The following is an 18,844-nucleotide window of genomic DNA, read 5'->3' as shown; positions in this document are numbered from 1 at the left end:
GCTGGGAAGGAGGTCTTTGATGACTGGGCTTTTACGGATTTGCCTCTGCTTTTTTGCCGGGATGGCTTGGCCCGCGATTGCGTTTGCGCAGGCACAGGTTGCCTGCCCTGCCAATCCGCATTGGAGTAACACCACACCGCCGATCAATATCGAGCATGTCTTTTGTGGCGAGGTCGATGGCAATCGGGCGAAGGGTTTCCATTCCCGCCCGGATGGCATCAATCCGGCAAGCGTTGCGGATGTGAAGATCACGCAAGAACCCAATGCCAGTGGCGTGTATGGCGCGACCATCACGCTGGTGAATCCCGATGGCACCAACCCATCGAAGTTTTCGACCATGTACCCGGATACATGCAGTCAGGCGGAGGTCGAGAAATCCATTATTCATGCCTATGACCATCAGGTGGCCTGCTCGACCGGCGCGCCGCATTGGGCATCTTGCGGGTTCAATCGACCCGAGGGCGGATCGAGTAATGGATATTGCGTTGGCCCATCGGAAGATGTGCGTTTTTACATCGCCTTTGCCACACTCAGTCATGGGGCGAATGCGGGCAATATCAACACGGCCTTTCCATTGTATTGATCATGGGTGGCAAGCGGCAGGTGATGAGAGTTTTTTATAATGACAGCCGGTGATTTTCCGCTGCCCGATTGGCCGGGCAAGGTGACTGACGATCCGGGGCATGACCGGATTGCGGCTTGTCTTGTGATGGATATCGGGCGTGCGGACCAATGGGCGGCTGAGGTGCTTTTGCAGGTTGGCCGGGTGCGCCAAGGTCTTGAACCCTCTTGGGAAATGGCGATGAATGCCTACATCATAAATGTCGGGCCGGACACAACCGAGATCGCGCCGGTTTATGACGAAGCGGGTGAAAGCCCGGTGACGGTCCGCACCAATGACCTTGAGGCGGCGCTGAGGGCCTGGATATCAAAGCTCTCGGAAAGTCCGGATTAACCGGGCGGAAAGCAATTTGCCCGACGCTGGGCATGGTTGGACAGGATGAGTAAAACGATTTGAACCCGGCATTCTGGCGTATTTCCGCATGTGCGATGGCGATATTGGCGGTGGCGTTTGTCATGTCCGCGAGCCATCCTGCATGGGCGCAAAGCGCAAGCACCAAGGAAGCGCCATCTGATCCGCTGGAAAAATTCCTGCATCAATATGTTGAGCATGCTGGTCTGCCGGGTGGCGTAGTGGCGATTGGCTATGGCGAGGGCAATGTGCGCTATGCCGCGACCGGTTATGCCAGTGTCCGGCCCGAAACCGGCATGACGCGGGATCGGCAGTTTTATATCGGATCGCTGACCAAGATGATGACGGCGGTTGTGACCCTGCAACTGGCGTCCGAGAAGCGGATTGATCTGGCCGATCCGATTGGCAAATACCTGCCCGAGGCCTTCCGCGATCGCATTGCCAATGCCGATCGTGCGACCATTCGTGATTTGCTGCGCAACAGTTCGGGCATTCCCGATTACCTTGATGGCGAGTTCTTTTTTGAGCTGGTCGGGCGCGACCCGCAGCATGGCTGGCGCAATGTCGAGCTGTTGCCGTTGATTGCCGATCGGGAAGCCTATTTTGCGCCGGGAACAAACTATGCGCCGTCCAACAGCAATTTTATCCTGCTTGGCGTCATGATCGAGGCGGTTGAGGGGGATCATATCGAGGCAGTGTTCAATCGCCGGATTTTCGAACCGGCCGAGATGATCAATACATCCTTTGGCCGGTTTCCCCGGCCCGCATCGCTGGCGCGCGGCTTTGATGATGCCAATGGCGACGGGCAGCTTGAAGACGTCACGGATTATGACGTTGGTGATCAACTGGCCGATGGCGGGGTGATTTCAACGACGGAAGATCTGGTCAAATTCGCCCGTGCGCTTTTTGTTGAGGGTGTGCTACTGGGCCCGAACGCCATTGAACGGGCAACAACCGATACCGTTTTTGCCGGTGACGGGTCTTATGGCTATGGGCTTATGATCGGTTCAAGTGATTGGGGCCCGGTTTGGGGCCATGACGGGATCTATTTCGGCTATTCCGCCGAGTTTTCCTGGTTCCCTGAACAGGACACGGTGGTGGTGTTTCTGGCCAATGGCCGGGCGCTCAATGAGGTGCCATCAGTCACCAGCATGCTGATGACCGGTTTGTTCGGCAAGCCGGAATAGGGCCACCTCGCTGCGTTGCTAATGATTCCCTGCCTGCGGCGGGCTCACTATGCCGCACCGCAAAAAGTGACTTGCAGTGAAAAGCGAGTTTGGGTAATTTTCGTAAAAATAAATATCAAATATTGTACGAATATTATCAAATGGGAGAATCCTGATGGCTGCTGCCCCACGTCCGCGCCGTTCTGTTTTGTATATGCCGGGTTCCAATGCGCGCGCCCTTGAAAAGGGCAGAAGCCTTCCGGCCGACGGGCTTATTCTCGATCTTGAGGATGCGGTGGCCCCCGACGCCAAGGATGCCGCGCGGGGTCAGATTGTAAGCGCGCTTTCCGAGGGCGGCTATGGCAAACGCGAAATCCAGATCAGGACCAATGGCCTGAACACCCCGTGGGGGTATGCTGATATTGTCGTGGCATCCAAAACATCGGCGGATGCCATCCTGCTGCCCAAGGTCGAAAGTGCCGACACGGTGCGACAGGTCGCCAATATCATGGAGGCCGAAGGCGCGCATGCGGGCATGACCATCTGGTGCATGATGGAAACGCCGCTTGCGATGCTCAATGCCAAGGAAATTGCCGGGGCGCACCCGCGTCTGGGCGGGTTTGTGATGGGGACGTCCGATCTTGCCAAGGATCTGAAATGTGCGCATACCCCGGACCGTCTGCCGATGGTGACCAGCCTTGGTCTGTGTCTGTTGGCGGCACGTGCTTATGGGCTTGCGATCCTTGATGGTGTGCATCTTGATCTGTCTGATGATGCCGGGTTTGCCGCATCCTGCAAGCAGGGGCGCGAGTTTGGCTTTGATGGCAAGACGCTTATTCATCCCAAAACGATTGCAGCGGCCAACGAAGCCTTTGCCCCGGCAGAGGCAGAGATCGAATGGGCGCGTAAAATCATAGCTGCCCATGAAGAAGCCAGTGCCGCGGGCAAGGGTGTGGTCGTGGTCGATGGCAAACTGATTGAAAATCTGCATGTGGTGTCGGCCAAGAAGCTGGTCGCGATGGCCGATTTGATCGCGGAAATGGACGCCGCCTAAGCGCAGTAACAACATCAGATAAAACGGGTCGCGCCGAAAAATGAAAATGGCTGCATTCAAGACAGCCAAACTGGCGCGCACCGGTGTTTTACAGAAAATCCGGCCTTTCAGGGAGGCAATCGAATGTCAAAGACCAACCCCGGCAATTATTTTGAGGATTTCCAGATCGGACAGGAAATCCGCCATGCCACCCCGCGCACAATCACAAGCGGGGATGTGGCGCTTTATACCGGGCTTTATGGCCCGCGCTTTGCCGTGCAGTCGTCTGACGAGTTTGCTCAAAGCATCGGCTATAAGGCCGCACCCGTCGATGACCTGTTGGCGTTTCACATGGTGTTTGGCAAAACGGTGCCCGATGTGTCGCTCAATGCGGTGGCCAATCTTGGCTATGCCGGGGGCGTGTTTGGTGTTCCGGTTTATCCCGGCGATACGGTGAGTTCGGTTTCCACCGTCACCGGGATCAAGGAAAACTCCAACGGCAAGACCGGTGTTGTTTACGTCAATTCCGTCGGGCGCAATCAGCGCGGCGAGATGGTGCTTGATTACAATCGCTGGGTCATGGTGCGCAAACGCGATGAAAGTGCCCCGGCCCCGGAAACGGTCCTGCCGGAATTGCCCGGCGTGGTCGCGCCCGAGGCGTTTCAGATCCCGGTTGGCCTTGATGTATCGGGCTATTCGACCGAGCTTTCCGGATCGCCGCATCGTTGGGATGACTATTATGTCGGCGAGAAGATCGACCATGTCGATGGCATGACCCTGGAAGAAGCCGAACATCAGATCGCAACAAGGCTTTATCAAAACACCGCCAAGGTTCATTTCGATCAGGTCGCGGCCAATGGCGGACGGTTTGGCAAGCGGTTGATTTATGGCGGGCATATCATTTCGCTGTGCCGGGCCCTTTCATTCAACGGGCTTGGCAATGCGTTCCGGATTGCCGCGATCAATGCCGGGGCGCATGCCAATCCGGCCTTTGCCGGGGATACGATTTTTGCCTGGTCGGAAGTCTTGGGCAAGTTCGAGGTGCCCGGTCGTCGTGACCTTGGCGCGCTTCGCCTGCGCCTTGTGGCGGTCCGCGATCGTCAGGCCAGTGACTTCCCGCTCAAAGACGCGGATGGCAAATATCAGTCTGATGTGTTGCTTGATTTCGACTACACGGTGCTGATACCGCGCTGACTCGTCATAAATCCTGGGGTGGCTTAACTTTTCGTTTGGCTGCGCCAGGGTAATTTCGCCGCGCGCCTGGACCCGGTCTTGATCGGGTGAGGGCGCATTCATATGTGTTTGCAATAAATAAGACCCGATCCGCTGGCAGTTTCCTTGCGTAAGAAGGTCTAATTGTGCGATTGCTAAAAGCACGTTACGCCGTAAGTGAATGACCCGTGTCCTTCGCAGCGCCCTTCCCGCAGGGTGTTTACGGTGTCTGAGAGGTCAACCTACGTAGTTTAACGGAGGCAGTTGAGGCGTTTTGTCACTGATTTCTTTGGTTTACAAAGGGGTTCAGATTGACTCAAACCCGCTGCATGGGTAAATAAACCCTGCTTTCCCGCCAGCTACTTTGAGAAGAGGCAATTCCGCTATGAGCAAAGCCAATCGGCCGCTGTCTCCGCACTTGCAGGTGTACCGGCTTCCGATGACGGCAAAGATGTCCATCTCCTTCCGCGTGATGGGTGTCGGCCTTGCCATTGGTTTCGTATTTTTGGCGTCCTGGCTGATTGGTGCCGGCGCTGGTCGTGAAGCCTTTAACGGCTATCACGGATTTTTCACCTCGTGGTTTGGTCTGCTGCTGCTGTTCGGTTGGACGGCGGCGTTTTATTACCACGCCTGCAACGGGATCCGTCACCTTGTCTGGGATACCGGTCGCGGCCTGACGAATGAGGGTGCTGCCAAAGGCAACCCGATCGTCCTTGGCGCGGCAGTCGTGCTGACCATTCTCACCTGGATCATCGGTCTGGCCTAAGGCCGGGCAAGAGGGGACAACTTGTCATGAAGATGCAATCCGATCTGGGCCGTGTCCGCGGTCTCGGTTCTGCCAAAAGTGGCTCGTCGCACTGGTGGACCCAGCGCGTTACGGCTGCTGCAAACCTTCCGCTCGGCATCTGGTTCATTGTTTCTATACTTGCCGGGCACACGGCGAATTACGATGCCGTTCACGCTTGGTTGAGCTCGTATTTCCATTCAACCATGATGATCCTGATGATCGTCAGTGTTGCCGTGCATTTCACGCACGGCCTGCAGGTTGTGATCGAAGATTATGTGCATAACCGTAAAGCAGAAGTGATCTCGCTGATGCTGATCAAGGCGGTCGCAGCGTTCTTGTCTGTGGCGGCCATCGTATCAGTCCTGCGTATCGTTTTTGCCGGAGCCTGAGCCAATGAGTGAATCTTATAAAATTATCGATCATAACTACGACGTCGTTGTTATGGGTGCGGGTGGCGCGGGTTTGCGCGCGACACTGGGTACGGTTGAAGCCGGCCTTAAAACCGCATGTATCACCAAGGTCTTCCCGACCCGTTCGCACACCGTTGCTGCCCAGGGCGGTATTGGTGCATCGCTTGGCAACATGTCCGAGGATCACTGGCAGTGGCATATGTATGACACCGTCAAGGGTTCGGACTGGCTCGGTGACCAGGACGCCATCGAATATATGTGCCGTAACGCCGTTCCGGCGGTTCATGAACTTGAACATTACGGCATGCCGTTCTCGCGGACCGAAGATGGCAAAATCTATCAGCGCCCGTTCGGTGGCCACACCCGTGACCACGGCAAGGCGCCGGTTGAACGTGCATGTGCCGCAGCTGACCGTACCGGTCATGCCATGCTGCACACCCTCTATCAGCAGTGCCTGAAGCACAAAGCAGAATTCTTTGTCGAATATATCGCCCTTGATCTGATCATGGACGAAGACGGTTCGTGCAAAGGTCTGGTGGCCTGGGATCTCGATACCGGTGAACTGCATCGCTTTAACGCCAAGATGGTCATTCTGGCATCTGGCGGTTATGGCCGTGCGTTCTTTAGCTGCACCTCGGCCCATACTTGCACCGGTGACGGTCATGGTATGGTGGCCCGCGCGGGTCTTGGCCTGCAGGATATGGAATTCGTTCAGTTCCACCCGACCGGCATTTACGGTTCAGGCTGCCTGATTACCGAGGGTGCCCGTGGTGAAGGTGGTTATCTGACCAACTCCGAAGGCGAGCGTTTCATGGAACGTTATGCGCCGACCGTTAAGGACCTTGCATCGCGTGACGTTGTGTCGCGCGGTATGGCACAGGAAATCCGTGATGGTCGTGGTGTTGGCGAACACGGTGAATACATCCACCTGCACCTTGAACATCTTGGTTCGGAAGTGCTGTGGGAACGTCTGCCGGGTATTACCGAAACCGCAAAAATCTTTGCCGGTGTTGATGCGACCAAGGAACCGATCCCGGTCCTGCCGACGGTCCATTACAACATGGGCGGTATCCCGACCAACTATAAGGGCGAGGTTCTGCGCCCGACCGCCAAAGACCCGAACGCAATCGTTCCGGGCCTGATGGCGGCCGGTGAAGCAGCCTGCGTTTCGGTCCACGGTGCGAACCGTCTGGGTACGAACTCGCTGCTTGACCTTGTTGTGTTTGGCCGTGCATGCGGCATGCATGCCGCCGAAGTGGTCGATTCCAAGGCATCCTTCAAGGAGCTTAAAACCACCGATGGCGACGAGGCGATTGCACGCTTTGACCGTCTGCGTTGGGCAAAAGGTTCGCGTCCGACGGCTGATATCCGTCTGGAAATGCAGCGCGTCATGCAGGGTAACTGCGGCGTGTTCCGGACCTCGGAAATCCTTAAAGAAGGCAAGGACAAGCTTTCTGAAACCGCCAAGACGCTTCCCGACGTCGGTGTTTCGGATCGATCCCTCATCTGGAACTCGGACCTGGTCGAGACTCTCGAGCTTGAGAACCTGATGACCTGTGCCGCTGCAACCATGAATTCGGCAGAAGCGCGTCATGAATCGCGTGGTGCACATGCCCACGAAGATTTCCCGAAGCGTGATGACGAAGTCTGGATGAAGCACACGATTGCGACGGTCGACACCGAGAAGGGCTATGGCGTTGATCTGACCTATCGTCCGGTCAACAACTTCACCCTGACCGATGAAGTGTCGTATATCGAGCCGAAAGAGCGCGTCTATTAAGGCGCGGCAAGAGAGGATTTGAGAGATGGTAGAATTCAATCTTCCCGCCAATTCGGTCGTCAAAGAGGGCAAAACGTTCTCTGCGCCGGCTGACGCGAAGAATGTCCGTGCGTTCAAGATTTACCGTTTTGATCCGGACAGTGGCGACAACCCGCGTACCGACACCTATGACATCGACCTCGACAAGTGCGGGCCGATGGTTCTCGATGCGCTGATCAAGATCAAGAACGAGATCGACGCGACCCTTACTTTCCGCCGTTCCTGCCGTGAAGGCATTTGCGGTTCGTGCGCGATGAACATCGATGGCCGTAACACGCTTGCGTGTCTCAAGCCGATCGAAGACATCAAGGGCGAAGTAAAGATCTATCCGCTGCCGCATATGCCGGTGGTCAAGGATCTGGTGCCGGATCTGTCCCAGCCTTATGCGCAGCTCGCCTCCATCGAGCCGTGGCTCAAGGCCGACAGCCCGACCCCGCCGGATGGCGAACGTCTGCAGTCGCGTGAAGAACGTGCCAAGCTTGATGGTCTTTGGGAATGCATTCTGTGCTTCTCCTGCTCGACCGCGTGCCCGTCTTATTGGTGGAACTCCGACCGTTACCTCGGCCCGGCTGTTCTGTTGCAGGCATATCGCTGGTTGGCAGATTCGCGTGACGAATATACCGGTGAACGTCTCGACGCGCTCGAAGATCCGTTCCGCCTGTATCGTTGCCACACGATCATGAACTGCACCAACACCTGCCCGAAAGGCCTGAACCCGGCGCTTGCGATCACCGAAATCAAAAAGATGATCGCAGAACGCCGCGCGTAAAGCCGCAGGCTTGTTGCCCTGATATTGGCGTTTAACGCCAGCACGCTAAAGCCGCCGAGGATCATTGATCCCGGCGGCTTTTTCTTTTGGTCGCATGATGTTAACCCCACAATTACCCAAATACGTTATGATGGCGTCTGGCTTTCTGCACCAGTATGGGAATGACAACCTTGTTTGACCGCCACCCGTTTCATTTCAGATCAACGCGTTTCGTAATGGTTGCCGGCATGATGCTTGGCCTTGCCGCCTGCGGGGAAACTGCCCCGAAGTGGGAGGCGCAGGATATGTTTGCCGCGCCCACCGAGCAAAAGGTTGATGACCGCTATCGGGCGATGATTGATTTCAAGGCCATGGCGCGCGATGCGGCGGGCAAGGAATATGCCGCCGGGCCGAACGCCACGGTGATTGGCGCGGTCGAGGAAGCGGTTGCCATGTGCCAGCAGGCCAATGCGCAAGGCTGCAAGGCGGTGCGGGTCGGGCTGACCTGGGTGGATGGGCTTGATCAAAGTGCGATTGAAAGCGTGATTACATCTTACCGCGATACCATGACGGCCGAGGCCTATCAGGCGGCAGGACAGGGCAATATGGGGGCGGCCAACTGGCTGGCCTATCATTATGCGGTGCGCGGCGAAAACCTGCAGGAAGCCGAACGCCTGTCAAAGCAGGCCTTGCAGGTGGCCCCGGATGATCCCGGTGCCCTCGATACCTATGGATTGATCCTGTATCGCCAAGGCCGCTATCAGGAAGCCGAAGAAGTGTTTATCCGTGCCAACAAGGCAATGCCCACGGCCGAGCATATCGCGCATTTCGCCGACAATGCGCTGGCGATGGGCAAGACTGAAATGGCACGTGCAGCCTATCAGCGCGCGTTGGAGGCGGGGGCTGGTCCGGTTCTGTCCCAGACCATTCAGAAGCGCTTGCTGGCATTGGACCTGAATGGCGGGGCGGCGGCCCCGGCGCAGTAGGTTTGCATGATCCAACACATCATCTTTGATTGTGACGGTGTTCTGATCGATAGCGAGATTTTGTCTTTTGCTGTCGATGAAAAGCTGTTGCCAGATTATGGCGTCACGATCACGGCAAGCGAATTGGCGCGTGATTTTGGCGGTGTGACCTATGGTGAGATGATTGCCGCGCTCAATACCCGGTTTTCTGCCGATATTGATGCGATTTCCTATCAGGAACGGTGTGAAGCGGAGCTGGCCCGAACCTTTCAAACCGATCTGCGGGCGATTGCCGGTATTCTGGACCTTTTGACCAAGCTGTCAGTGCCGATTGCCTTGGCGTCGGGCAGTGATCTGGCGCGGCTTGATCAATGCCTGGCTCTGACCAATCTTGCAGACTTCTTCGAAGATCGGGTGTTTTCCGCCGAGCAAGTGGCGCGGGGCAAACCGGCACCGGACGTTTTCCTGTTGGCGGCCAGTTCGTGCGGCTGGCTGCCAGGACATTGTTTGGTAATCGAAGACAGTCCATCCGGCATCGTGGCAGCCAAGGCAGCAGGCATGCAGTCTGTCGGGTTTTTGGGTGGGGCGCATCGCAGTGATGCGGATGCCGACATCCTGCGCGATGCCGGGGCAGAGTATGTTGCAGGTAACAGCGCCGAGTTGCACCGTTACCTGCAAGGTCTTGGTCTAATTTCTGCTTAGGGCGGGTTACGCCCAATCCAGCGTGATGACCTCGCCGTCGACCAGTGGCAGGTCGACTTCATTGAGGTTGTTGCCCGGGCCAGCGCGATCCACGATCAGAAAATCGCTGTCTTCTTCAAGCACGAGCAACGGGTGATGCCAGACGTTTTTGGCGTAGGTAACACCTTGTGTGCCATCAGAAAGAAACGCGCGCAGGTCTCCGGGTTTTGGCGTTTCGGTGCCTGACGCGACGACAATCAGGAACTTTTGGCCCGATAGCGGGATGAAGGCCTGCGATCCCAGCGGGTGGCGTTCCATCATTTTGATTTCAATCGGCTTGGGCCGCGGCGTTCCGCGAAAGATACTGATGATCGGCGCGCCACCTTCGTCCCCGACATCTACGCGCGAGATATCGTGAAACCGTGTGGTGGTTCCCTGATTGATTTTGTAGGTATCGCGCGCGGTGTCGGTCGAAATGACCTCGCCAAAGGGTGCGAAGGCCTCTGGCGTCAGGTGTTCGATGGGAAGTTGCATCATCCTGCCCCGTTACGTCGTCGGTTTGCCAAGGATGCGCAAACGGCTGATGCCGCCATCGGGGATCGAGTTGACGCGAAGATGGCTGACCGGACCATTGACGGTAAGTGCGGATGCATCGAATTCATGGATATGGTCCGCCTGCATCTTGCTTTCCGGCAGGATGGTCGACCAGAACATCGAACGTGCACGCAGCGACTTGTCCTTTTCGCCGTCGACAAACGCACCCTGAATGGAAACGCGGTCGGGATAGTTGCCCTTGAAATGGCAGGTATCGACGATGATTTTTTCAATCTCGCCCGGGTGACCCAGTTCGACAATCAGCCATTCATTTCCCGGTTCGCGACGGCGACGGGTTTCCCAGCCATCGCCCATATTGACCCCGCGACCCGGGGCCAGAATGGCATTCGGGTTGCCGTAATGGGCATCCGACCAGCCAACAACGACGCCGCCATTGATCATCGCGGCGAGATCGACTTGTTCGCCCTTGGCGGCCATTTCCGTCCAGTCGCGGTTCGGGCGACCATAGACGCGCAGGCGTGCAACACCACCATCGGGATAGATGTGCAGGCGCACATGGGTATAGATCGCCTCGGACGTGACGTCTGCATAGTGATGTGCGCTGGCACCAAGGCCCAATGGGGCAACGATTTCATGCCATTTGGTGTCGTCGGTCGGATCGCCACTTGGGCAATAGCAGCCTTCAAGCGATGCGGCCGGCGGGAAGTTGCCGGTGAAGTGGCTGGTATCGATATCGACACCGTAAATACGGCCCGAAGTTGCGAGGCGGACGACACAGTAATCATGGCCTTCGACCCGTTTGCGGCGGCTTTCCCAGCCATCCATCCATTTGCCGTGATCGTCGTACCGGTCAGGGTAAAACACCGCGTCAGCGGTTTGCAGCATGCGCTGCTTGTCGGCGAAGAAATCATCGGTCGCAAAGATTGCTTCTGCGCCCAGACGTTCATCGGCCAGATTGACAAAGCGCCGTGCAAATTCCGGCGCGTCGGTGTTTTCCTGATGGCTCATGGTCTTTTTATCCTGAAATGGTCGTTTATTATCTGGCGGTCACAGGTGCTTGCTGCTCGTGGTGCTGTGGTGAAATCTACAGCGCTTCGAGCCGCAATTTCGCAATGCGGTGAACCTGTGCGATCGCCTCATTGAATTCGGTTTCCGGGTCGTTTTTCACGCGCCGCTCGAACGCTTCGAGGATATCGGTGCGATGGAACCCCTTGACGGCAAAGATGAACGGAAAGCCGAACTTCTGTTTATAGAGATCATTAAGCTCGGTAAAGCGGGCAAGTTCACCCGGGGTGCATTGATCAAGCCCGGCACCCTTTTGTTCCCTTTGCGATGACTCGGTCAAATCGGCCAGCGCAAGCTTGCCTGCAAGATCCGGATGGGCGCGCAGAAGCGAGAGTTTGTCGGCATCAACAGCACCATTCACGATGGCCGCCATGGCATCGGCAAGGGCTGCAGGGTTATCGAGGTTTTTGGCGATACCGCGTTCATAAAGCTGATGGGCAACCCACGGTGAATGTTCATAAACCCAGCCATAAAGCGACACGAACGCGCTCTCGGCGAGTGTGCTGGGCGGGCGGGTTTCAAACAGGGATTGGGTGGTTTCTGTCATTGGGACCTTGTGTTTCTTTATTCGCCGCTAAACGGGTGATTTTCGCGCCAGTGACGGGCGATATCAATGCGGCGGGCAAACCAGACATTGTCGTGGCTCTGGACATAATCAACAAAGCGCTTGAGGGCCGCGAACCGGCCCGGACGCCCGACCAGGCGGCAATGCAGGCCGATTGACATCATGCGCGGGGTTTCGGTCCCTTCTTCGTAAAGGGTGTCGAAGCTGTCCTTGAGATACTGGAAATATTGTTCGCCGGAATTGAAGCCCTGCATGGCGGCAAAGCGCATGTCGTTGGCATCAAGGGTGTAGGGCACGATGAGGTGCGGGGTTTCGGTCTGGGTGCTCCAGAACGGGAGTTCGTCACTGTAATCATCAGCGTCATAGAGGAAGCCACCTTCCTCAGCCACCAGACGGCGGGTATTGGGGCTGGTGCGGCCGGTATACCAGCCCAGCGGACGTTCGCCGGTGACATTCTTGATGATCTCGATCGCCTTATGCAGGTGTTCGCGTTCCTGATCTTCTGGCATGTATTGGTAATCAATCCAGCGATAGCCGTGCGAGCAGATCTCGTGACCATCCTTCATCGCGACTTCGCCGACCCTGGGGTGGCGGGCCAGCGCCATGGCGACGGCAAAGATGGTGATCGGGATCTGGCGTTCACGGAACAGGTTCAGAATACGCCAGACACCCACGCGCGAGCCATATTCATAGATCGACTCCATGCTCATATGGCGGACACCTTCGCGCATGTCAGCGCCGATGATTTCAGACAGGAAAGCTTCGGATGCGCGATCGCCATGGAGGACGCAGTTTTCGCCGCCTTCTTCGTAATTCAGCACGAACTGAACAGCAACGCGCGCCTTGTTCGGCCAGTTGGCCTTGGGCGGGTTTTCACCATAACCAATCAAATCACGCGCATATGTCTGGTCGTTCATGCGAACCTTCTCCTGAAATCTGTGGGATTGATCCCGTACGCCCGGCTTTGTTGTCGGGCCTGTTTGGTGTAGCATTAACCATCGGCCGCAGCGCAGCAAGAAAGAAACCTGCGGATGCTAGGCCAACGACGTGCCGCACTATCAAGGCTGTTTTGATAATGTTCCTGGACGGGATCAGATCGGGGCCACGTTTTTCGCGGTCTTTCACAGCGTTTTGCCTGTGTTTCCGTTCATAATGCCTGAAACGGTTCTATTCGTTTTTCAAAGATTTGTTGATATAGTTTCACGTTATCGCCTCTTTCCCCCGGACGGGGTGTAATGCGACGATTTTAGATCGCTTAAAAATGGTTCGGCACAAAACTTCATAAACAGAATGCTGTTCCCGGGGAGAAGCGACCGCTCATAAAATTTAAGAACGAGAGAGGAGGCCCGGCATGGGACGACTGACCACCCATGTACTGGATACGGCAAAAGGCTGCCCGGCCGCCGGAATCCGCATTGAGCTGCATCGCTTTGGTAACGGCCATGACGACATGGTTGCCGAAGCCGTGACCAATGCCGATGGCCGCACCGAAGGCCCGATGCTTGAGGGTGCCTCTTTCAAACCCGGCCAGTATCAGCTTGTTTTCCATGCCGGTGATTACTTTGATGCCAGCGGTACGGAACTTCCCGATCCGAAATTCCTCGATCAGGTCGTGATCCGGTTCGGCATTTCTGATGGGCAGGCGCATTACCATGTGCCGCTGTTGCTGTCGCCGTTCGGCTATTCCACCTATCGCGGCAGCTGAGGACAGACATGGCAAGTGCGACCGGATCCTTCCGTTCTGATATCCGTTTTTTGCTCGGCGACGAGGAACGCAGCCTGCGCGATATTGATCCGCAGATGACAGTTCTTGAATATCTCCGCCTTTCCGAGCGCAAGTCCGGAACCAAGGAAGGCTGTGCCGAGGGTGACTGTGGTGCCTGCACAGTTTTGCTGGGCGAACCGGATGGCAAGGGCGGCATTGCGTATCGCACGGTCAATGCCTGCATCCAGTTCGTGCCGACCATTGATGGCAAACAGCTTTTGACCGTGGAGCATCTTAAATCGACGGACGGTACCCTGCACCCGGTGCAGCAGGCGATGGTCGATACCCACGGATCGCAATGCGGTTTCTGTACGCCCGGTTTTGTCATGAGCCTGTATCAGCTGTGGCTGGATGGTGGCGAGGATGATCGCGGTGCGATCAATGATGCGCTGGCCGGGAACCTGTGTCGTTGCACTGGCTATGGCCCGATTATCGAAGCCGCGCGCAAGGCGGGTGGTGTGGCAGCCAACGACAGTGCGGAGCAAAAACGCCGTGCGGATATTGCCGCCAAACTGACCGCCATGGTCGAAGGCGAAGGCACGCTGGCGCTTGAACATCCCGCCGGGCGCTATTTCGCACCGCGCACATCTGATGAGTTAGCCGCCCTTTTGGTGGCGCACCCGGATGCCACGGTTCTGGCCGGGGGCACGGATGTCGGGCTTTGGGTGACCAAGATGCTGAAGCGTCTGGATCCGATCATTTACATTGGCGATGTCGCCGATATCCAATCGGTTTATGAAACCGAAGATGCGCTGATTATCGGGGCCGGTGTCACCTATAGCCGGGCGCATGAGGCGCTGGGTCGGGTGGCCGCCGATGTTGGTGAATTGGTGCGCCGGATTGGCTCACGGCAAATCCGTAATGCCGGGACTGTCGGCGGTAATATCGCCAACGGATCACCGATTGGCGATACGCCGCCAGCCTTGATTGCGCTGGGGGCCAAGATTGTGTTGCGCATGGGCGATGTGCGTCGTGAAGTGCCGCTCGAAGAATTCTTTATCAGTTATGGCAAGCAGGACCGGGTTGCGGGCGAGTTTGTTGAAAGCGTGATTGTGCCCAAACCGCACAGCGGATTGGTGTTCAAGGCTTATAAAATCTCCAAACGGTTTGATCAGGATATCACGGCCGTTCTCGGGGCCTTTGCCATCAAGGTTGATGATGACGGCAAGGTTTCTGAATTCCGCGCAGCCTTTGGTGGCATGGCGGGCACCCCGATGCGGGCCAAGAAGTGCGAAGCGGCCCTGATTGGCAAGGATTGGAATGAAGCCAATTTGAATGCGGCGCAAATGGCACTGGCCAGCGAGTTTTCCCCGATGACCGACATGCGGGCATCGAAGGAATACCGCATGCTGGTGGCGCAGAATCTTTTGACCAAGCTGTTTATTGAAACCAATGCGCCGGACGTTGCCACCCGCCTTGTTGGCAAGGAGGCGGCCCATGTCTGATCAAGCTTTGAAAGCCGATATGGACGAGGTTGTTGCACCGACCGCAGGACTGAGCGGTGGTGTTCGATCAAGTTCCAAACATGATAGCGGCCCGAAACATGTGGCGGGCGAGGCGGTCTATATTGATGACATCAATGAGCCGTTCGGAACACTGCATCTGGCGCCGGGTGCATCAAGCATTGCACATGGCAAGATTACCAAGATGGACCTGTCCAAGGTCCGCTCGGCCCCCGGCGTGGTGTGTGTTCTGACCGCCGATGACATTCCCGGTGTGAATGACGTTTCACCAGCGCATACCTATGATGAGCCGGTCCTGCCTGATGGCATCGTGCAGTTTTATGGCCAGCCGGTGTTTTGTGTGGCGGCGGAAACCCGGGCACAGGCCCGTGCGGCTGCCAAGTTGGCAGAAATCGAATATGAAGAACTGCCCGCGGTTCTGGATGTTGCCGAGGCCCTAGAAAAGCAGCTTTTTGTCGCGCCCCCGCATGTGATGAAGCAGGGCGATGCTAAATCGGCATTGGCACGCGCCAAGCATCGCCATGGCGGGCGGATGGAGATTGGCGGGCAGGACCATTTTTACCTTGAAGGCCATATCAGCTTTGCCATTCCGGGCGAGGATGGCGATGTGTTGCTGCATTGCTCCACCCAGCATCCATCGGAAGTGCAGCACAATATTGCCAATGTGCTGGGCCGTCCGGCCAATGCGGTCACGGTCGAAGTGCGCCGCATGGGCGGGGGCTTTGGTGGCAAGGAAACGCAGGCGATGCAATGGGCAGCGCTGGCCGCCATCGTTGCAACCAAAACCGGACGTCCGGCCAAGTTCCGTCTTGATCGCGATGACGACATGGTCATGACCGGCAAGCGTCATGATTTCATTGTCGATTATGATGTTGGCTTTGATGATGCCGGGCGGATTTGCGGCCTTGATCTTCAATACGCTGCCAATTGCGGTTTTTCCGCTGATTTGTCAGCCGCGATTGCCGACCGGGCGATGTTCCATACCGACAATGCCTATTACCTTGGCGATGTCGAAATTCGGTCGTACCGCTGCAAAACCAATCTTGTGTCCAACACGGCGTTTCGTGGGTTTGGCGGGCCGCAGGGCATGGTTGCGATTGAACGCATCATTGATGAAATCGCCATGACCGTCGGGCGTGATCCATTGGATGTCCGCATTGCCAACTATTACGACACCAAGGATCGCAACACGACGCCATACCATATGGTGGTCGAAGACAATGTCCTTTCGGAACTGACCGACGATATCCTGAAAGCCAGCGACTATCGCAAGCGCCGGGAAGAGATTACGGCGTTCAATGCCGAAAGCCCGGTTTTGAAAAAGGGGCTTTCCCTGACGCCGGTGAAGTTCGGGATCTCTTTTACCACCACGTTCCTGAATCAGGCGGGCGCGCTGATCCACGTCTATCAGGATGGGTCTGTGCATCTGAACCATGGTGGGACGGAAATGGGGCAGGGCCTGTTTATCAAGGTCGCCCAGGTCGTGGCCGAGGAATTCCAGATCGATCTCGATCAGATCAAGATCACGCCCACCAATACCGGCAAGGTTCCCAACACATCGGCAACCGCGGCCTCAAGCGGGGCGGACATGAACGGCATGGCCGCACGCGATGCGGCGATGACGATCAAGAACCGCCTGATTGCCTTTGCCGCCGAGAAATATGGTGTGGCGGAAAGTGCGGTGCGCTTTGTGCCGGGCAAGGTCATTGTCGGCGACAAGGAAGAGCTCGCCTTTGCCGATCTGATCAAGCAGGCCTATCTGGCGCGTGTGTCGCTGTCGGCCACGGGCTATTACGCCACGCCGAAAATCCATTATGACCGCGAAAGCGCATCGGGACGGCCGTTTTATTACTTTGCCTATGGCATGGCGTGTTCCGAAGTTTTGATCGACACACTGACCGGCGAATACAAGGTGACGCGGGTTGATATCATTCATGATGTCGGCCGGTCGTTGAACCCGGCGATTGACCTTGGCCAGATTGAAGGCGGCTTCATTCAGGGCATGGGCTGGCTGACGTCCGAAGAACTGTGGTGGGATGACAAAGGCAGCCTGCGTACCCATGCGCCGTCGACCTATAAAATCCCGGCATGTTCGGATCGACCGGAAGATTTCCGTATGGAGCTATGGTCGTCCGGACGAAACGTTGAAAAAACCATTCACCGGTCCAAGGCGGTTGGTGAGCCACCCTTGATGCTGGCAATTTCGGTGCATCGTGCGATTGCCGATGCGGTGGCATCGGTTGCCAATCACAAGGTTGTCCCGGCCCTTGATACCCCGGCAACGCCCGAGGCGGTTTTGCATGCCGTGGCCGATTGCGCCAAGCGCATGATCGAGAACGCGCATTCGGCCGATGTAGCCCATTCAATGGCGGGGGAATAGGCCATGACCCTGTCGCGGCGCGATCATATCAGGCTGTTGTCCCAACCCGGTCCGGTGATGCTGGTCAGTGTTGCGGCCATTCGCGGATCGACCCCGCGCGAAGTGGGTGCCTTTATGCTGATCACGCCGGATGCAATTTCGGGCACGATTGGTGGTGGCAACCTTGAACATCAGGTCACACGCCGGGTGCGTGAAGGTTTTGACGCGGGTGCCGACAAGATGGCCGTTGCCGAGATCGCGCGGTTCCCGCTGGGTCCCGGTCTTGGGCAATGTTGTGGTGGATCGGTCGAGGTTGGTTTTCATCTGTTGCGCGGGGTTGCCAAAGAAACGCTGCGCGCGGTTTTGCACGAAATCGAAACTGCACCGATCCGTGCGGATGGCCATTGGGTGACCATACCGACCGATTGCAGTGACATCGGGCGCGTAAGTGGCGCGCATGCCAAGATGCTCTCAGGCAGTTTTGGTGCGGCCCGTGGCGGGATTGTTACGTTAAACGGGGTGGAAACCCTTTGTTTGCGCCTTGATGACGCGCGCACGCCGATGTGGATTTTTGGTGCCGGGCATGTTGGCAAGGCGGTTGTACAGGCGTTGGCACCTTTGCCGTTTGATATTCACCTGATCGATTCGCGTGAAGAGTTTCTGGCGGGTGTTGAAGGCGAAAATGTTCAGGTCTGTCAAAGTGATAAGCCCGAAGCTGAGGTTGCCGATATACCGGCCGGGGCGCATGTTTTGATCTTAACGCACAACCATGCGCTTGATTTCGAGATCTGCCGGGCGGCTTTGGTGCGCGATGATCTTGGTTTTGTTGGCATGATCGGCAGCCAAACCAAGCGTGCACGCTTTATCCGACGTCTTTCTGATCGGGGGTTGAGCCCGGTTGAAATCGGTCGTCTGACCACTCCGATTGGAATTCAAGGCATTACCGGCAAACAGCCGGTGGTGATTGCGGCATCGGTTGCCGCACAGGTGTTATCGGTGCGTGAAGCACAGATGACGCAAACGCAAATGCCAAAATCCGCATCAGACGGGTTGGGCGACGGCTAGGGTCAGGACCTACTAATTTGATTGGAATGGCAGAGCTTATATTTGTGAAATACAAGGAAGATACCGCTGAACGGGTCGGCATCCCGTTCAAGGGATTTGACGCAGGAGTTTGCAAATATAAGCTCTGTCCTTCGGATCACTCAGATTTGCACGGACTACTTTGTCGCAGAACCTTGAAAGATAAATATCTTCCTGCGGTTTTGCTTCGCGTAT

Annotated in this window: 19 protein-coding genes; 15 read left to right on the top strand and 4 right to left on the bottom strand. The window is 56.6% G+C overall.

The genetic code is table 11. The features are described from left to right. Positions 1 to 19 precede the first annotated feature (19 nt). The 11 genes from IT893_RS17705 to IT893_RS17655 all read left to right on the top strand — a co-directional run bounded on the left by IT893_RS17705 (position 20) and on the right by IT893_RS17655 (position 9,815). The gene (locus IT893_RS17705) at positions 20 to 583 is read left to right on the top strand and encodes an EndoU domain-containing protein (protein WP_197146142.1); all 564 of its coding nucleotides are present in this window, start codon (positions 20 to 22) and stop codon (positions 581 to 583) included. Positions 584 to 622: 39 nt separating this feature from the next. Next, complete coding sequence (locus IT893_RS17700; RefSeq protein ID WP_197146141.1) at positions 623 to 955, top strand: hypothetical protein; 333 nt, start codon at positions 623 to 625, stop codon at positions 953 to 955. Between the two features lie 122 nt (positions 956 to 1,077). Next, complete coding sequence (locus IT893_RS17695) at positions 1,078 to 2,160, top strand: serine hydrolase (RefSeq protein WP_252723995.1); 1,083 nt, start codon at positions 1,078 to 1,080, stop codon at positions 2,158 to 2,160. 154 nt (positions 2,161 to 2,314) lie between these two features. Beyond that, a complete protein-coding gene (locus IT893_RS17690) occupies positions 2,315 to 3,193 on the top strand; it encodes a CoA ester lyase (RefSeq protein ID WP_197146140.1) in 879 nt (292 codons plus the stop codon). Positions 3,194 to 3,316: 123 nt separating this feature from the next. Further along, complete coding sequence (locus IT893_RS17685; protein WP_197146139.1) at positions 3,317 to 4,366, top strand: MaoC family dehydratase; 1,050 nt, start codon at positions 3,317 to 3,319, stop codon at positions 4,364 to 4,366. Between the two features lie 403 nt (positions 4,367 to 4,769). After that, on the top strand, positions 4,770 to 5,150 hold the full coding sequence (gene sdhC / locus IT893_RS17680; RefSeq protein ID WP_008888453.1) for a succinate dehydrogenase, cytochrome b556 subunit: 381 nt from the start codon (positions 4,770 to 4,772) through the stop codon (positions 5,148 to 5,150). Positions 5,151 to 5,176: 26 nt separating this feature from the next. Further along, entirely contained in the window at positions 5,177 to 5,560 is a 384-nt protein-coding gene (sdhD, locus tag IT893_RS17675; RefSeq protein WP_008888452.1) for a succinate dehydrogenase, hydrophobic membrane anchor protein, read from the top strand. Between the two features lie 4 nt (positions 5,561 to 5,564). Then, on the top strand, positions 5,565 to 7,361 hold the full coding sequence (sdhA, locus tag IT893_RS17670) for a succinate dehydrogenase flavoprotein subunit (protein ID WP_197146138.1): 1,797 nt from the start codon (positions 5,565 to 5,567) through the stop codon (positions 7,359 to 7,361). Between the two features lie 25 nt (positions 7,362 to 7,386). Beyond that, complete coding sequence (locus tag IT893_RS17665; protein ID WP_008888450.1) at positions 7,387 to 8,169, top strand: succinate dehydrogenase iron-sulfur subunit; 783 nt, start codon at positions 7,387 to 7,389, stop codon at positions 8,167 to 8,169. A gap of 170 nt (positions 8,170 to 8,339) precedes the next feature. After that, positions 8,340 to 9,134, top strand: a complete 795-nt coding sequence (locus tag IT893_RS17660; protein ID WP_252723994.1) for a tetratricopeptide repeat protein — start codon at positions 8,340 to 8,342, stop codon at positions 9,132 to 9,134. A gap of 6 nt (positions 9,135 to 9,140) precedes the next feature. Beyond that, positions 9,141 to 9,815 (top strand): HAD family phosphatase, encoded by a 675-nt coding sequence (locus IT893_RS17655; RefSeq protein ID WP_197146137.1) that lies wholly within the window; start codon positions 9,141 to 9,143, stop codon positions 9,813 to 9,815. A 6-nt stretch (positions 9,816 to 9,821) separates the two neighbouring features. On the opposite strand, the gene IT893_RS17650 is transcribed toward IT893_RS17655, so the two are convergent. The 4 genes from IT893_RS17650 to puuE form a co-directional block, all read right to left on the bottom strand. Next, a complete protein-coding gene (locus IT893_RS17650) occupies positions 9,822 to 10,331 on the bottom strand; it encodes an ureidoglycolate lyase (RefSeq protein ID WP_252723993.1) in 510 nt (169 codons plus the stop codon). A 9-nt stretch (positions 10,332 to 10,340) separates the two neighbouring features. Further along, positions 10,341 to 11,357, bottom strand: coding sequence for an allantoicase (gene alc, locus IT893_RS17645; protein ID WP_197146136.1), 1,017 nt, complete (start codon positions 11,355 to 11,357; stop codon positions 10,341 to 10,343). A 76-nt stretch (positions 11,358 to 11,433) separates the two neighbouring features. Next, positions 11,434 to 11,961: a 2-oxo-4-hydroxy-4-carboxy-5-ureidoimidazoline decarboxylase gene (gene uraD / locus IT893_RS17640; RefSeq protein ID WP_197146135.1), complete on the bottom strand. Its 528-nt coding sequence runs from the start codon at positions 11,959 to 11,961 to the stop codon at positions 11,434 to 11,436. A gap of 17 nt (positions 11,962 to 11,978) precedes the next feature. Further along, a complete protein-coding gene (gene puuE / locus IT893_RS17635) occupies positions 11,979 to 12,896 on the bottom strand; it encodes an allantoinase PuuE (RefSeq protein WP_197146134.1) in 918 nt (305 codons plus the stop codon). 434 nt (positions 12,897 to 13,330) lie between these two features. Between puuE and uraH the strand changes: the two genes are divergently transcribed. From uraH to xdhC, 4 genes are read left to right on the top strand one after another with little or no spacing between them, the layout of a single operon-like run. After that, a complete protein-coding gene (gene uraH / locus IT893_RS17630; protein WP_064779948.1) occupies positions 13,331 to 13,684 on the top strand; it encodes a hydroxyisourate hydrolase in 354 nt (117 codons plus the stop codon). Between the two features lie 8 nt (positions 13,685 to 13,692). Beyond that, complete coding sequence (gene xdhA, locus IT893_RS17625; RefSeq protein ID WP_197146133.1) at positions 13,693 to 15,189, top strand: xanthine dehydrogenase small subunit; 1,497 nt, start codon at positions 13,693 to 13,695, stop codon at positions 15,187 to 15,189. Continuing rightward, positions 15,182 to 17,587 carry a xanthine dehydrogenase molybdopterin binding subunit gene (gene xdhB, locus IT893_RS17620; RefSeq protein ID WP_197146132.1) on the top strand — a complete coding sequence of 802 codons (2,406 nt, stop codon included), beginning with the start codon at positions 15,182 to 15,184 and terminating at the stop codon, positions 17,585 to 17,587. Before xdhA ends, xdhB begins: the two co-directional genes overlap by 8 nt. A gap of 3 nt (positions 17,588 to 17,590) precedes the next feature. Further along, a complete protein-coding gene (gene xdhC / locus IT893_RS17615; RefSeq protein ID WP_197146131.1) occupies positions 17,591 to 18,631 on the top strand; it encodes a xanthine dehydrogenase accessory protein XdhC in 1,041 nt (346 codons plus the stop codon). Positions 18,632 to 18,844: the final 213 nt, after the last annotated feature.

The sequence above is a fragment of the Thalassospira sp. A40-3 genome, assembly GCF_015871485.1.
Lineage (GTDB): Bacteria > Pseudomonadota > Alphaproteobacteria > Rhodospirillales > Thalassospiraceae > Thalassospira > Thalassospira tepidiphila.
Note: the sequence above shows the minus strand (reverse complement) of the source record. Positions and strands in the feature narration are given on the sequence as shown.